A 15,363-nucleotide genomic window follows, 5' to 3' on the forward strand; every position below is an offset into this window, starting at 1 on the left:
GGCATCGGGAATCCGTTCTTGAGCCAAAGGGCTTTAATCGAAGGCAATAGAGGAATAAGATTCATCAATTGGGAATTAGAGGAGATATTTTGTGATGGAACAGTGGATTCGATTTGAATATCAGGGAAACCAAGGTTTTGGTACCTTGAGCGATAGCCGGGTAACCCCTTTTGAGGGAAACATGTACAACGGAGCAGCGGCAACCGGGGAGACGTTGCCATTGGATGCGGTCAAGCTGCTGACCCCCTGTCAACCGACAACAATGATCGCGTTGTGGAACAATTTTCATTCCAGGGCGGCGAAAGAGGGTTGGTCCAGGCCTGACCATCCACTCTATTTCATGAAGGCAAGCACCTCTTTTCTGCCCACTGGGGGGACAATAAGGCGACCCGAGACCTATGACGGCCCAGTGGTGTACGAGGGCGAACTCGGCATCGTCATCGGCAGTCACTGCAGTAATGTCAGCGAGGATGAAGCCGGGGACTATGTATTCGGCTATACATGTGTCAACGATGTTACTGCCCGTGGCCTGTTGAGGGAAGATCCTTTGTTTGTCCATTGGACGAGGGCAAAGAGCTTTGACACCTTCAGCGCTGTCGGTCCGGTTATTTCAACCGGCCTGGATGCGACAAAGTTGACGGTCAGGACATTGGTTGATGGGGTTGAGCTACAGAACTATCCGGTTACGGATATGTTTTATCGGCCTCATCAGATTGTCAGTCACCTGTCCCGTGATATGACGCTCCGTCCGGGCGATATCATCGCCTGCGGTACCTCCGTCGGCGCCGGGCCAATGCAGCAGGGCTGTACCGTTGAGGTGCAGATTGACGGTATAGGGACCTTGGTGAATAGTTTTTACTAGGGCCTTGTGCTCTGAAGGCTACTTCAATAACAGGGCCAATCCGCTGAAGACCAACAGCATGCTGATGGCGCGCTGAAAGGTTTGCTGTGACATATTGGTATGGATATGGCCGCCAATAAACATCCCGATGACCATTAGTGGGATAGCTACAGCCATCATCAGCATCAGATCCAAACTGAAAAAGCCCGAAAAGAGATAACCCGCGATACGCCCGGCCCCATCGAGCAGGAATATGGTCGCGAAGGTTGCTCTAAACTGGGTCTTTTCTATCTTACGGAACTTCAAGTACAAGACATAAAAGGGACCGCCGGTACCATATAGGGTACCGATCAGTCCGCCCATACTGCCGGCGGGGACCGACCATAGCGACGAGACAAGCGTATTGCGGGAAAAGGAAAACAGTGAATAGACGGCAAACAACAGTACAAAGGTACCCAATCCCATCTTCAGCGCCTCCATGTCCACAGACCTGAAGATAAAGAGAGCGGTTAATACACCGACAATCGCAAAAGGCAGCAGGGAGACGATCTCTCTCCATTGAATAGCCTCCCTGTGTTTGATGCCGTGGCTGGCTGAGGCGATGTAATCGAGAAAGACGATGAGCGGAACCGCCATCGTCAACGGCATCATCAAGGCAAGCAGCGGTATCGCTATAAGACCCGATCCGAATCCGGCAATGCCGCGCACCAGGTACGCCAGGCAGATGACACCTGTGGCGAAGATAAGATTGACCAGGGAGAGAGATTCAATCACGGCAGTCACTTATTTTTGTTGTTGTCGGCTCATATATTTCCATGCGGCGTATGCTTCCATGATTAATTAACTAAATCATTGATCGTGAGCAATATTTTCAAGCGTTTTTTTGATACTCCGTCGACCATTCACGGAGCCAACATCATTTGGCGATACATAAAGTATCAAAAGAGCCGTGATGGCATGATTAACCGGTAGCGGATGGATGTCTGATGTGCCAAAGGATGATGTCCATAGCGATATTGTCTTTCCAGGCAATGCCAAAAACTCCCTATAGTTCCATTGTATCGAGCAGTATTGCTGATCTCCGCTGTAGCAGCGAGAGACTGTTGCAGTTTCCAGGGCATGGAATGGATGCAGAGAGGATATAATTATCCTATGCGTGACTCCCCCAATGCCGATGATGATCCATCATCATGGTGGTTTAAAACCACAATATAGTGCCACTCTATCCGTTTGGCATGATTGTGCTTCTTATTACGAGCTATATTACCGTTCAAGGATAGACCAGGCAACCAACACATCAAGTAGGAATTTATCCCAAAGAGATGATCACATAATGTTTTACTTGGGATTTTATGCCGGACTTCTTCCCTTTAAATCATTACCTTAATAAATGAGTGACCTGGAGGAAATACACCAATTACTTTATGGCATGGCAAAATCTACTGCTTCCGTATCGTAATTCATTCACATAGTGACTGTCGGTGCGGGTGGTTCGCTTTTCTTCTCATTATTTCATGACCCGTTTCAACCAGATGTTGACGTAATTCCCCCGGTTCTTTCCGCAGTGCCCGCTCTATTACTAATAGTGCTTCTCGATAACATCCCCGATCAGCCAATACATCAGCCAAGTTGTTGAGGGCCGCTATATGGTCAGGTTTTACGCTAAGCAAATACCGATAGTTCTGCTCAGCCGAACTCAAATCACCTTTCGCATGCAGTGCGGCGGCAAGTCCGAACAGTGCTGTTGGGCTATCCGGCCATTGGGTTAGTGCCGCCCGGTAGGCTGAAATCAGACTGTCGATCGGGACCAGGCGTTCCATGGCCGCCACAGCTTTAAGGTATGGCAATTCTTCGGGTATTGCAGGCAATTCTCCGGGTTTTAACGACACCATGGCCCAGTGGCCACCACGTTTCCAGGTGTCGAGAAATCGATAGGTGGAAAGGATCTCCCGTCGGGTGATGCCTGATCGCAGGATTATCTCATCCGCCTCTGCCGAGTAACCGATAACCACCGCATAGTGCCAGACAGGCCATAGCTGCAGACCGAGGTTCTGTAATACCAGCACTGGACGACCTGCCTGCAACTCTCCAATCAGCGTGGGCAGGTCGGGTTCGATTACATAGGGGATTCTGCCGAGGCGACGGCTGGCTGCTACCATCTCGATCTGCAAGCTACCCTTTTTTTCCGGCAGATAGACGAGAGGGACCAGGGATTCGGCTGTTACGGATACACCTGAATGGCCGAGCAGGGTGGCCAGCGCGGCCGGTCCGCACTGATACTTCTTTTGTGGATGGAAGGGTGTGGTCTCAATCTCCAATTTTGAGACTGCTGTCTCAGTAGTGAGCAAGGACGGTAGAATCGGCGGCCGGCTTGTACAACCGGACAACAGCAAAAACAGCAATGCAACGAGATAACGACGCCATGCCATCAGTTCACCAAAAAACGCGTACTAGACGGGACAGCTCTGTATCTTTGCTCCGAAAACCCGCCTAGAGCTTGGTGAAAACGTCGGTGACACCCAGTAGTTCCAATACAATCAAAACAATGAGTACAGCGCCAAGGACGCCAAGAACACTGCCGCCTGCCGGCAGTTCATCCATTTGCTGATTAAGCATCACAAGCTCAGCGTCTGTGAGTGCATCCAGGCGCAATTCCGCCTCCGCAGGATTGACGCCCATACCGACCAGGGTGCTGCGGACATCGTCGCGGGTCATTGCCGAGCGGATTCGGTCTATATGCATTGCCCTCTCATCCATTTGAATAACCGTCATGGTATTGATTGGTGATGCGAGGACTAGGGAGGGAAAACCTATGAGGGCAATATTTAGTGCAAGGATGAGTATCAAGAAACGCTTAAGCACAGATTGGAGCACTTGCTTCCTCCTTGGTCGTGGACATTGACGCAGGGCCTGACTACAGAGGTATATAACCGCTTTGAGGGACTGAGGCAATTACAAACCCGTTATGTCGACTCTTTTTTGCGACTTGATAGGGAATCAGTGATTATGACAGGAATTAAATTACTATTCCTGAATGCTTGTTTTGAGGCCGCCCCATGCCCGTCATTCATCTGGACCTATCTTTTGCAGTTGCTGTTTCATCTCTAACGCGCGCGCCTTATAACCTGGCGCCAATGAATGGTTAGGATTCAACGCCAGTATCTTGTTCCAGAATGCTATGGCTTCATCAAGTTCCTGCTTTCTGAAGAGTTGCATGGCACGTCGATGGTAGCTGTCCGTCAACTTATCGCGGATTGAGAGTTGTGATGCCTGGGCGGCCGAATTATCCGGGTCGTATGTCAATACCTGGTTATAGGTCTGGTAGGCCTCTTCCAGGTTACCTGCAGTTTGCTGATCCTGGGCTGCGCGCATCAACTTCTGTGCCTCGATTTTGTCTTCAACCAGAATCAGTTTGTTGATCGCTGCATCGTCGGATGAGTCGAGGATAATCAGTTTCTCTAAAATGGTCCTCGCGTTATCCAGGTCACCCCGGTTGATGAGCTGATCGGCATGTTCGTTGTAGTAGCCGGCGAGCAGTTTCGGCAGTTCCTGTGCATTGGGGAGTTGGCTAATCTCGTTTTCCAGCAGGTAGATTGCTGCGCTGAGGTTGCCTTCTGCATGCAGTCCCATTGCAGTGCTGAGTGCTTCCTCCGCTGTCATTGCCGCAGGCTGTTCTTCAACAGCTAGCTCCACTGGTGGTTGCGAGGGTTCTTCGCTCTCCAGCGGTGCTTGCCCTTCCGGCATGGTGAGGGATGGCTCATCGATCTGAACTTCACCCGTCATTAAATCAGGCGTTACCGTGGTTTCCTCATCTGGTGTCGATTCAGGGATTTCCTGCACCACCGGTGCCGGTTCCGGTGGTGGTGTCTTCGGCTTAGGTTTAGGTTTTTTTCTCTCCGGCATGACACCGGGTACCCGGATGCGCTGTCCCGGCGCAAGTTTGCTCGGGTTCTCCAGTTTGTTGTATCGGGCCAGAATGACGAACTTGAGTGGATCGTTGAGAAACTTTTTGGCAATGATGGAAAGCGAGTCTCCCGGTTCCACGTCGTAAAAGAAGCTCTTCATACCGAGATAGTCGATGGGATCGGTATCCATCTGCTCGAGCAGATTCGTTGCAATCTGCAGGGTGGGTTTTTCCTGTAGTGCCCAAGCGAGTTGCAACCTGGCATTTTCATAGTCGCCCTGCTCGAGTTGTTGCAACGCCTTACGTACCCGTTGTGACGGGGTCAGCGAGTCCGGCGGTGTTGGGATGGTCTCCACCTCTTCCTGTGGTTCCGCCTGGACGGGTTCCGGCTGCTGCTGCGGACCCATGGCCACACAGGCGGAGAGACTCAAGATAAATAGGATTATGGTGAGGTGTTTGGCGAAATCTTGAATGCTATTAACGTTATCTTTCACAACATTATGTCTCTCAAGGCCTGTTAACACTCATCCAACCGGCCCTGCCGGGGCCATTTTTTAGACCAGCGAGGCAGCATGAACGATGGGTGGTTTTTTTACCTTCATTTTGAATAACCAAACTCCTCTCCTTGCACCATGGTCGGTGCTTTTTCAGGGGCATCAGAGCCGATTGGATGAGTGTTAACAGGCCCAAATGAACTTGTTTGATTCCTGCGTGCTGCTGTCCTGTCAGTGACTTTGAGCCAATATAGCAGATCATCCCTGTTCGGGCGCGTTTGATTGGGTCGATCTCACCTCTACCAGCACCAGAGTCACATTATCCCGTGCCCCGCGTTCCATTGCCAAGTCGATCAGCTGCTGTACCGCCTCCTGAAAGCCGTGACTACCCAATATTTGGGCGATCTCCGCATCGTTGACCTCCTTATTCAGACCATCGCTGCAGAGCAGGAACAAGTCACCGTCGCAGGGTTCGAAGATCTCTGCATCCAGTTCCAGTTCCTCACTGGCGCCAACCGCACGAGTAATATAGTTGGCGATCGGTGACTGTTCCGCCTCATCGCTGCTGACAATGCCTTGTTCAATCAACTCTTCAACCTGGCTGTGATCACGGCTGAGCTGTTTCAGTCTCTCCCGGCGATAGAGATAGATACGGCTGTCTCCCGCCCATTGATAGATACAGTAGCCCTGATAGGTAAGCAGAGTGACCACTGTGGAACCGATGATTTCACCGCCGCGACGTTGCGATTCCAACAACAGTTGTCGATTGACATATTGCAGGCGTTGCTCCACATCGCCGGCCAGTGCTCCCAGGGAATCCCCGGGGGTAATCGACTTGAGCTCGTTGACGATCATTTCTGAGGCCATATCGCCGGCGGCGTGGCCGCCCATACCGTCCGCCACCACCCAGATACCAAGATCGGCTCGGTCGAGACAGGCATCTTCATTGATAGAACGCACCATGCCCTTGTCGCTCATGTGCGCAGAGACCCAGTAGAAGCTGTTGAGACTCATTGCGGCTGCGAAGCTTCAATATCGGATGCGGCCCCCATGGCGTAGGTGCCGGTCTCGATCTCCTCCCAGCCATGCTGAGCCCAGGCACCATCGATCAGGGCACTGGCACCTTTGATCTGGGGTAGCCCCTGACACAGCAGCAGCGACGGTGAGATGCGCTCCGAACCCTGGGTCCACCAAAGGCTGTAGGCAAACAGCAGTTTCTTCATCAGATGGGGCAGAAAGAGGGGATAGATGGTGCGCATGGAGGATTGGTCATCGAGATTGGCATGCCAGGCGTTGCTCAACGCAGTAGTGGCCGCCTCCGGCTGCGCGGAGTGGATCTCCCGCTCACTATCGGGCAGACTCACTGCATGAAGCTGCTGCTCGAATGACTCCATCTGGAAATCGTCCTCCAGGCAGGAGAGGGCAAGGCTCTCCATCCTCGCGAACCAGGCCTCGGACTCCTCCATGAAGAGAAACAGATTGCATTTGGGATCGAGTCTGGCCGCCATGGTGAAGGGGTAGTAGCGTCCGACCCGGTCCACGCTGGGCATCAACACCCCGGCCCAGCCATGTTCACCGCAGATACCCGGAGTGAGGGCGAAGCGCCACAGGGGACTGGTGAGATAGTTATCCAGCCAGAAATCCCCGAGTTGTTCACGGCTGTTGGCTATCGCCTCCTGCATCCAGGTTTCCCAGGGCGCAATGAAGCCCCTCGGCAGGCGTCGTGTGACGAAATCCCCGAGGGACGGTATCTTGCCGTAGAACCCCGGAGCGTCTTCGTGCATTGTGTTGTTCAGAGTCTGCTCGGACACCGGAAATCTGCCAATTCTCTAAGTTTGAACGGATTGAGTGCTCCACTGGCACGCATCATGAATCGGGATTTACGCCCACCTACGTCAAACTCAACCTTGATGGTTTCGGGAGAGTCGGTGGCCTCTGTTTTTGCCTGATCGATGATCCGGAACCAGCCCCATGGTCCATCTTCGGTGAGCCCGGATGGTTTGTTGCCGGCAGGGGGCGCCAGCAGGATCTTGGTATCGCTGATGCCGGAATCATCGGGCCAGGTCATGCGGTTCCATCGGGCTGGCCCGTGGTTATACCTGACACGCTGTTGATTGAGTAACAGGGTAATCTGAGTGATGGTGGTATCCATGCTCAGGGGCTTGATCTCGAAGTGGATCTTCGGCTCCTGGGATGACCCGCTGAAAAATGCGTCGCGAATGACTGCCGCTCTTTGGAATTGTCTGAGGGTTCCTGTCGGTATGCCCAATGCACGGTTGCCGGCGGCATTCCAGCGCCAGTTGCGGCGTGATGTATCGACAAAGTCCTGCAGATAGGTATTGAAGAAATTGTCCATCATCCCACCCGGACCGAAAAAGCGCCCGAAATCACCGATAGTCACTTCACGGCTGCTGGTACGGTCAAGGGGATAACGACCAGTCAGGCTGCGCTGACAGAAGGGCAGCAGCTGGGTTTTCCAGACTGAGTTCAAATGTGATCTGACCCCGGAAACGGTCAGATTCGAGCTGCCGTCGGCCAATGAGTTGAGCATTCCCGCGAGGGGACCAGGCTGACGTTTCGCTTCCAGTTTCAGTCGGCTGATGACACTGCCACCCGCGGAAGGGTCTCTGGCCACATTGAAGGCTTGGTTGGATTGGTTGCCGGCGGAGGCGATTGAACTCATATGGGCATAGAGTTCGTTCAGCATCTCCATGGTTCTTTCAAGGGGTGCCTGCTCTCCCTCCTGGGCATCGATCATCCTGTTGAGACTGGCAAAATGCTGATCCACCGGGGTTGTCAGCAGGGAATCCTGCGGTGTCTCCTCAGATCCATCCGGCGCCACCTGGAGTATCGAGGCGAGTCGACGAGTGATGCCCGAGGTGTTTCTCTCCACCAGTTCAGCAGCCTTTTTTGCGCCGCCGGGAAGACGGGAGAGGGTGGTCTGCTCCTGGATCAGCTTCAGATAGCGGCGTAGGGGAGAACTCGGTCCTGAGATGATGTTGAGGATATCGACTGCCTGCCGCATGCTGTTGAACGGCTTGACCCGGATGTCGGCCAGCAGTTGATCCCAGGTGCGGATATACTCCTCGTAGTAGAGCTCTTTGACCCGCGCACTGAGCCTTACCAGATCGGTTTTGCCGACAATCTTCTCCAGATCGGGACCGAGTATCCATTTCTCTTCCAGCAGCTTGTTGGCTATCTCAAGATGGTCCTTGAGAAACAGTTTGTGATAACCCTCATAACTGAACAGGGCCGGGATCTCTTTGTCCAGCGGCTCGCCGGAACGACGACTGAAAACCATTTCCGCATCCGCTCCGATGACCTGGGAGAGTCGAATCGGAGGTATGGCGCCGCTTTCAGTGGTCCGTTTCATGCGGTTATAGACCCGGTCGGCCAGGGGTACCCGCAGCAGATTGCCGCGCACGTGGGCGATCAGGTCCTGATCCAATGGCAGGGTCGGCGTCATTGGCAGCATCTCCAGCAGTGCGTCGAGATGCCCCGTCAGGGCCTGTCGCGCCTGGGCATTCTCGGCACCGGGGAGGGTCAACTGCCACTGTAGCTGCATCCAGGCCTTGACGGTGGCGGCATCGAAATGCTCGCTGTCATCGAACATCAGATAGACCTTGAGGGCTTCATACAGGTAGTCGGGATTGTTTCCCTGTTGATTGAGTTGATTCTCCAGGCTGAGAATGATGCGAGGCAGAAACAGATTTTTCAGGCTGGTGCGATAGGCGCTCACAGCCTCGCTACCCAGTTTATCGCCCTGATACAACCCCAAACCCATGAGCCATGGGATATCGGCCTCCTGATCCGCGTAGCCGCCGGGGATCTGCCGTACCGAATCGAGTGCAGGGACCACATTGGTGAGGGTCAGGTCATCCGGTGCGACGGCGTTCACCTTCTCCTCGGCGGCATTCGCCTGGATCGCCACCTGGTCGATATAGCTCTTGTTGCGGCTGTAGCTGGTGAACCAGGCGATGCCGGCCAGCACCGCCAGGGAGATGGCCCCTGCATAGGCCACGCGCTGCAGCCAGGCACGCCGCTTTTCTACCCGGGTGTTGACGCCGGCAAGATGGGCTTCCGGAAAGATCAGATCCTTGAACAGACGATTGATGAAGTAACTGCGTCCGGAGCCGGAAAATGCGGGTGCGATCTGTCGGTTGAGACCGAACTCCTGGGCCATCGAGCCGAGCAGTCGATCGATGGGGGGGGCCTCCTGGGTGCCGCTGGTGAAGTAGATGCCCCGTACCATCGGGGTCTCCTGGAACCGGTTGGCATTGAAGGCCTCATGCAGAAAACCCTCAGCCGCTTCACGCAGGGCACTGAACTGTTGTGGAAAGGAGTAGATCAATACCCGGCGCTTGGCATCGCGCTCCTGTTCCAGGCGATCCAACAGGCGTACATCGATGCGTTTTTCCAGCGCCCTGAACTCATCCCGGAAATGACTGATGCCGCTCTCCTGATCGGCCTTGTCCGTGAGGGGGAAGGTCATGCCCCAGACCTGACTGCGCTCTTCCCTGCCCATGTTTTCGAAGAATTCGCTGAATCCGGCCAGCAGATCGCATTTGGTGAACAGTACATAGATGGGGAAACGGATCCCGAAGTGGTCGATCAACTCCTTGACCCGCATGCGGATCGCCTTGGCATGATTGAGGCGCTCCAGCTCCGTCAGCTGCAGGATATCCTCGACGCTGATCGCCACCAACGCACCGTTGATCGGCCGGCGTTTACGATGCTTTTTCAACAGATCGAGAAAGCCCATCCAGGCGGCCCGGTCGACCTCTTCGTAACTGTCCTGTGTGGTGTAGCGGCCGGCTGTATCGAGCAATACCGCATCATCGGTGAACCACCAGTCACAGTTGCGGGTGCCACCGATCCCCTGAACCGCATCATTACCCAGTTTATCCGCCAGGGGGAAGTGCAGACCTGAGTTGAGCAGGGCGGTGGTCTTGCCGCTGCCGGGTGGGCCGATAAACATATACCAGGGGAGTTGGTAGAGAAATTGGCGATTGTTTTTACCGCCGACCTTCGACTCCTTGAGTATTCTGATCGCATCGTCGAGGCGTTGGCCGAGAATCTCCACCTCCTCATCGGATTCCCGTAAAAAGCTTTGTGGCTGATCCTTCTGGCCGACCACGCTCTCCAGCATCTGCTGATTTTTCTTGCGTGCTGTGAGGAAGCGTCGCAACTCCATACCTACCCAGATCAGCATCAACAGGGGGATTGCGATCAGACGTGCAATTGCCGAGCCCAGAGGTTCGACTCCGGCGATGGCAATCAGGGGTCCGACCAACCAGATTATGACCGAGATTGCAATCAATCCCAGGATGGCAACGAACCAGCGATTTTTTACGATGCTTAAAATTGCGCGCATATGGGTAGCCGTTGCCTATGGTTTTATCAGGGTGATTTCTACACGCCGGTTGCGTGCTCTGCCCTCACCGGTGTCATTGGATGCAAGCGGCTCTGCCGAACCTCTGCCTATGCTTTGGATACGACCTGGTTTGGCGAGGTCGCTTGCCATGATCTTCGCCACCGATTCGGCGCGGGCTCTGGAAAGATGCCAATTGGAGGGGAAGCGCAGACTGCGAATCGGTATATTGTCTGTATGACCCTCAACCACAATCTCGCCTTGCAGCTGATCCATCGCCGCAGCGATGCGCTTCAACAGGGGTAGAAACTGTGCCTTGACGGCGCCACTGCCGGAAGCGAACAGACCGTCTCCGGCAATACGCACACTGCCTTCCGCGTAGTCCTCTGCAACATCGACACTGCCTTGGGTGATCTCATTCGCCAACAGGACACGCAGTGTCAGTTCAGGCTCCGGTGCCGGGGGTGGCTTGCGCTCCACCACGGTCTTTACATTACGCGCGATATTGTGCAGTTCGGCGTGAACCGGATCCGATTGTACATTCAGGCTGAGATTGAAGCCTGAATACATCAACAGCAAAATCACACCGGAAACAGCTAAAACGACCCACAGCGGGACATACTGAACCAGCGCATTCTGCTTCAGATAGATACCCTGCCAATGTCCGGACAGGTCACGTTCATACTCTTCGTGATGATTTCGTATCGTGCGATAGAGATTGTCGCGCAGTGTCTGCAGCTGGGCATAACCATCCGGTAGCGGGCGGAAGCGCCCCTCAAAACCGAAAGAGAGACAGATGTACATCACTTCCAGCAACTCGATATTCTTGGCTGGATTTTGCAGCAGTTTTTGCAGTAGCTGGAAAAACTTCTCACCACCCCATGCCTCGTTATGCAGGCTTACCAGCAGGCTTTGATCACGCCAGAGACTTTGATTGCCCCAGGGGGTGGAAAGAACCGTCTCATCGATAGTGGTGCACAACACGTATCGCGTCCAGAAGATCGTCTCTTTGTCCACACCAAGATCTTCTGCGGTGCGCTCGAAGATCCTGAACTTCTCGATGATGCTGTTTTTTAGTGCGGCCGGATCCGGATGTGACGGCGTCTCTCGCAAACGTCCCAACAGGGAGAGTAGTGAGGTGGCGGCAATCTCCAGTTTATTCGCGCCTTGTCGAGTCGGCAGTCTGGGGGCGGCAGCTGTCCGTTGCGGTGGTGCTGCCGGTGGGGCCTGAGATGGTGATGACGGTTGAGCTGCCGGACCTTTGCCACCCGGTCTGGGACGGATGACGGTGCGGTCACCTGTTTCGTTGGGCTTCATGCCAAATGGGTCGTCATGATCCATTGTCAACTACCTTTTATTGCCCAAAGTTCGAGTTCCAGACCGGGGAATTCACCTCCTATATGTATGTCACATCCTCCTGAGGTTTCAAGCAGATTCCAGTACTCGTTATTCTTGTCCAGTTCGAAGTAACTGAAGCCTGCATTGTATGGTATTTGTCTCGGTGCAACCGATAGAATGCGAAGACCGATGCCGGGGAGTTGAAGATTCACCAGGTCACGTATCTTTTCCACCGGGCCGATCTTGGTCTGGCTGGGGAATCGGCGCTGCAACACATCTGCCGTCAGGTTGGCATTGACCGCCAATACAAAGATCGCATCGCTCAACAGCGAACGGTCGGAGATGACCGCAACGCGTATGCCATACTTGCGCTCTTCAAGGGGTATGGCCACCGCTTTTTGTTCCAGTACCATGCTCAACGATCGGCGCAGCTCTCGCATCAGCGGGGTGAATGTCTCCTGCAGTGACTGATGCTGGTAGGTGGCAAAATCGGGTGGCCGCTTGTTACTGCTTGTAAAGGTAGCCAGTTCACCCGCCAACTGCAGGGATGTTTCGTAAAAGGAGAGGGGGTGAAGTGGCGCGGTCTCGCTGTAATGGGTGTAGAGGGGCTCGAAACGGTTCACAACCTGCAACATCAGAAAGTCCGCGACCTCGGCGATACCCTTGCCGCCGTCAACGAGACGCGAGGCGATGGCATCGGCACGATGATGCAACAAACCCTCGATCTCCTTTACATATCCGTCGAGACGGGGAGAGACTTCGCAATCGAGGCAGGGAGGAATGAAATCCTCATCCAATACCAGCATGTCATCGGAACGGCGTTCGACGATTTTGGCCACCGCGAGATGAGCGAACTCCTCCAGTTCCGAGGAACCGATCATCAGCCTCAATGTAGGTTGCGCGACCTGCAGGGTGGATGTGGCTGTAGAACCCGCAATACCGTCTTTGGTCTCTAACTCATCGACAACATAACGTTCCAGACCCTCTTCCTGATCAGCGAATCGGATATTCGCTGTTCCTTGGCGGGCCAGGGGAAGGGCAAGATAGATAATCTCACCTTTGTGCTCGGCCGGGATATCCAGCGGCGGGGGAGGGTTGTCGTTGCCGGGTATATCGAAGGTTGTACCATCCGGCAGCACACCATGACAGGACTCCACGGCCAGTCTGCCCAGTGCCAGTGCCAGTGCCAGTGCCTGTCTGTCGATCTTCAGTTGGGTAAAGCCCCAGCTGAAAGGGGTCAGATCAGCACAGCGCGCCTGAACCATATGTTCCAGGAAGCGCTCCTGTTGCTGAAAGTGGTGTGGCCTGAGGAACATTCCCTCTGACCAGACAATCCTAGACATCCAAGACATTATGTTCGGCTCTTTTAGAGTAAGTTATTTACTTTTTTTTTGGAGTGTGATGCCGCTCTTTCCAAACTCTATCACAAAGGTTGTTTCATCGTGCAGATTGATCTCGATTGACCTGCGCCAGGTAGCATTTTCGATATCACGATAGGCACCGATTACACCCACATAACGCGTATCCGGTTGCAGTTCCCGTTCCAAGAGCTTTACCTCGCCGGGTTGGAAATGGAGTTCATCCCGCATCAACATCTCATCTCCCAATAGAGCAACATCCTGTTCAAACAGGTTGAAGAAATCTGCGTTGTTGAAGACACTCAGCGATTTCAATTCATAGATCCGGGCAACGATTGGCGATGGCCGGTCGTTGATATCGGGGTTGACGCTTTGAGCGGCGCTCATCGTCACTGCCACACTGGAGACACTCGAACACCCCATCACCATCGCCAAGTAGAGAAGTGCAAAAATATGCAGTAGGTTTCTTATGATTGATTTCATCTGCGTGCCTTCCTGTCAGTTGGGTAGACCAGAGTCGGGTTGTTTGAGCGATTCCAAGCGACGTATCTGCTCTTCATAGGCTTGAGAGAAGGTGCGTCCGAAAAGTTGGTGAAAATCATCCTCGGCTTCGTTTGCAATCTCCGAATAGAGCTCTGTGAAGAGTTCCCAGGTCTTGGCCTGTCTGTAGAGCGGTAGTTTTTCCAGTATTGCCTGTTGACCCAGGCGCTGCTCCAGGATCTCCGGTTTGAAGCGTTGCAACACAGCATGCAAAGCGGCCTGCATGCCCACCATTACCGCCAGCATATGCGCCTCGATGTCTTCATGGGCCTCTTCGAATGCCGACAGCGGGGAGAGGTAGCCGCTGCTGGGATTGGGATTGATGATATGGCGTAGCGCCTCCTCGATATTTATGGAGAACTTCAGTGGATTGTTCTCGACCGGCTGTATCATGGTCTGGGACATGCGGAACTCTCCCTTCATCTGTGCCCTGGCGCGAAGTATCGACATGGTGCCGTTGACACTGGTACGCAATATCTTCCCCAGGTTCTGTAACAGGGTCTCCATCGGCAGGTCGGCAATATGCTCTTCGGATATTCCCATGCTTTCAGCCAAGACTCGACGCATAGTGGCTTCGTCGGATGATTGTGCGATATTGGGCGCCGCTCTCTCCGAGGGAGGTTGCACCGGAGCGGTAGCTGCCGTGTCTGCTTGTCCACCCGGCCTGGGAATCGATTCCCTGTTGACCGCGGGAGATGGTTCGTTCAGATCACTCGGTTGTAAAGGCGGTATATGAGACGGCTGGGGCGGAGTGGCTGGTACCGGCTCCTGATCGAGGGGAGGCAAACCGGGGGGGGATAGGGCCTGTGACTCATCCTTACGATCACTACCGTCATCATCCAGGTCCCAATCTTCCGGGATCGGAGTCGGCTGATTAAAATAAGCGTTCAAATCGGAGGTGTGGTCTGATTGGGATGGGAGGCTTGAGGCTCCGCTCTCTGGGGATGGCTCGTCCATCTCCAGACTGGGCGTCTCCGGCTCATCCAGGGAGTACTCTTCCTCGATGACCTGTTCCAGTTGCGGTTGCTCCAACGGTGTGGAAAAAGCCTCTTCCAAGTCTTGCCCGGCCTCTGCATCCACCATGCGGGCAAAAGGATCATCCAGGCCTTCGAAATTATTTGTCTCCAGGGTTTGACTAGCAGGCTTTTCTACTGATACGCCGATTTCGTAATCACCGATGGTGAAGCTGTCACCATCCTGCAGGGCGACACGGTTATTCTTCCCCAAGGGCTGGGCGGAACGGTTTATGAACACCCCATTGGCGCTGAGATCGGTGATATGAAATGATTCATCGCTGAAATCTATCTGGGCATGGCGTCCCGATATAAAGCGTTCCGGATCGGGTAATATCCAGTCATTCTCATCCCGGCGGCCGATGCTCCCGCCCTGCTGATCGAAGGTTACAGTCATGGGCTGTGTCGGGGGTGCCCCGGCAACCTGATTGACTGTCAATGTAATTTTCATCGCACCGCTTTCGGAAAACATGTCAACAACTGGTCATCTCTGTCGCTTTTCAT

At 53.9% G+C, this 15,363-nt stretch carries 12 protein-coding genes; 1 reads left to right on the forward strand and 11 read right to left on the reverse strand.

Annotated features, from left to right (window positions below; genetic code table 11):
• The first annotated feature begins 94 nt into the window (after nucleotides 1-94).
• Entirely contained in the window at nucleotides 95-862 is a 768-nt protein-coding gene (locus CODIS_RS12895) for a fumarylacetoacetate hydrolase family protein (protein ID WP_069125748.1), read from the forward strand.
• An 18-nt stretch (nucleotides 863-880) separates the two neighbouring features.
• On the opposite strand, the gene CODIS_RS12900 is transcribed toward CODIS_RS12895, so the two are convergent.
• The 11 genes from CODIS_RS12900 to tagH all read right to left on the reverse strand — a co-directional run bounded on the left by CODIS_RS12900 (nucleotide 881) and on the right by tagH (nucleotide 15,310).
• A complete protein-coding gene (locus CODIS_RS12900; protein WP_162420216.1) occupies nucleotides 881-1,615 on the reverse strand; it encodes a sulfite exporter TauE/SafE family protein in 735 nt (244 codons plus the stop codon).
• A gap of 686 nt (nucleotides 1,616-2,301) precedes the next feature.
• Nucleotides 2,302-3,270, reverse strand: a complete 969-nt coding sequence (locus tag CODIS_RS12905) for a PA2778 family cysteine peptidase (RefSeq protein WP_083220748.1) — start codon at nucleotides 3,268-3,270, stop codon at nucleotides 2,302-2,304.
• A gap of 61 nt (nucleotides 3,271-3,331) precedes the next feature.
• Complete coding sequence (locus tag CODIS_RS12910) at nucleotides 3,332-3,715, reverse strand: PA2779 family protein (protein WP_069125753.1); 384 nt, start codon at nucleotides 3,713-3,715, stop codon at nucleotides 3,332-3,334.
• A gap of 189 nt (nucleotides 3,716-3,904) precedes the next feature.
• Complete coding sequence (locus CODIS_RS12915) at nucleotides 3,905-5,239, reverse strand: LysM peptidoglycan-binding domain-containing protein (protein ID WP_069125756.1); 1,335 nt, start codon at nucleotides 5,237-5,239, stop codon at nucleotides 3,905-3,907.
• 258 nt (nucleotides 5,240-5,497) lie between these two features.
• Nucleotides 5,498-6,253: a PP2C family protein-serine/threonine phosphatase gene (locus CODIS_RS12920; protein ID WP_069125759.1), complete on the reverse strand. Its 756-nt coding sequence runs from the start codon at nucleotides 6,251-6,253 to the stop codon at nucleotides 5,498-5,500.
• Complete coding sequence (gene tagF / locus CODIS_RS12925; RefSeq protein WP_154723121.1) at nucleotides 6,250-7,050, reverse strand: type VI secretion system-associated protein TagF; 801 nt, start codon at nucleotides 7,048-7,050, stop codon at nucleotides 6,250-6,252. Before tagF ends, CODIS_RS12920 begins: the two co-directional genes overlap by 4 nt.
• The gene (gene tssM / locus CODIS_RS12930; RefSeq protein ID WP_069125763.1) at nucleotides 7,032-10,613 is read right to left on the reverse strand and encodes a type VI secretion system membrane subunit TssM; all 3,582 of its coding nucleotides are present in this window, start codon (nucleotides 10,611-10,613) and stop codon (nucleotides 7,032-7,034) included. The genes tagF and tssM overlap by 19 nt, the downstream gene beginning before the upstream one ends.
• Nucleotides 10,614-10,628: 15 nt before the next feature.
• Nucleotides 10,629-11,951, reverse strand: coding sequence for a type IVB secretion system protein IcmH/DotU (gene icmH / locus CODIS_RS12935; RefSeq protein ID WP_069125766.1), 1,323 nt, complete (start codon nucleotides 11,949-11,951; stop codon nucleotides 10,629-10,631).
• 2 nt (nucleotides 11,952-11,953) lie between these two features.
• On the reverse strand, nucleotides 11,954-13,300 hold the full coding sequence (gene tssK, locus CODIS_RS12940; RefSeq protein WP_069125768.1) for a type VI secretion system baseplate subunit TssK: 1,347 nt from the start codon (nucleotides 13,298-13,300) through the stop codon (nucleotides 11,954-11,956).
• Nucleotides 13,301-13,324: 24 nt separating this feature from the next.
• A complete protein-coding gene (gene tssJ / locus CODIS_RS12945) occupies nucleotides 13,325-13,789 on the reverse strand; it encodes a type VI secretion system lipoprotein TssJ (RefSeq protein ID WP_069125771.1) in 465 nt (154 codons plus the stop codon).
• A 15-nt stretch (nucleotides 13,790-13,804) separates the two neighbouring features.
• Nucleotides 13,805-15,310, reverse strand: coding sequence for a type VI secretion system-associated FHA domain protein TagH (gene tagH / locus CODIS_RS12950; protein ID WP_162420218.1), 1,506 nt, complete (start codon nucleotides 15,308-15,310; stop codon nucleotides 13,805-13,807).
• Nucleotides 15,311-15,363 lie beyond the last annotated feature (53 nt).

Source organism: Candidatus Thiodiazotropha endolucinida, from assembly GCF_001715975.1.
Lineage (GTDB): Bacteria > Pseudomonadota > Gammaproteobacteria > Chromatiales > Chromatiaceae > Thiodiazotropha > Thiodiazotropha endolucinida.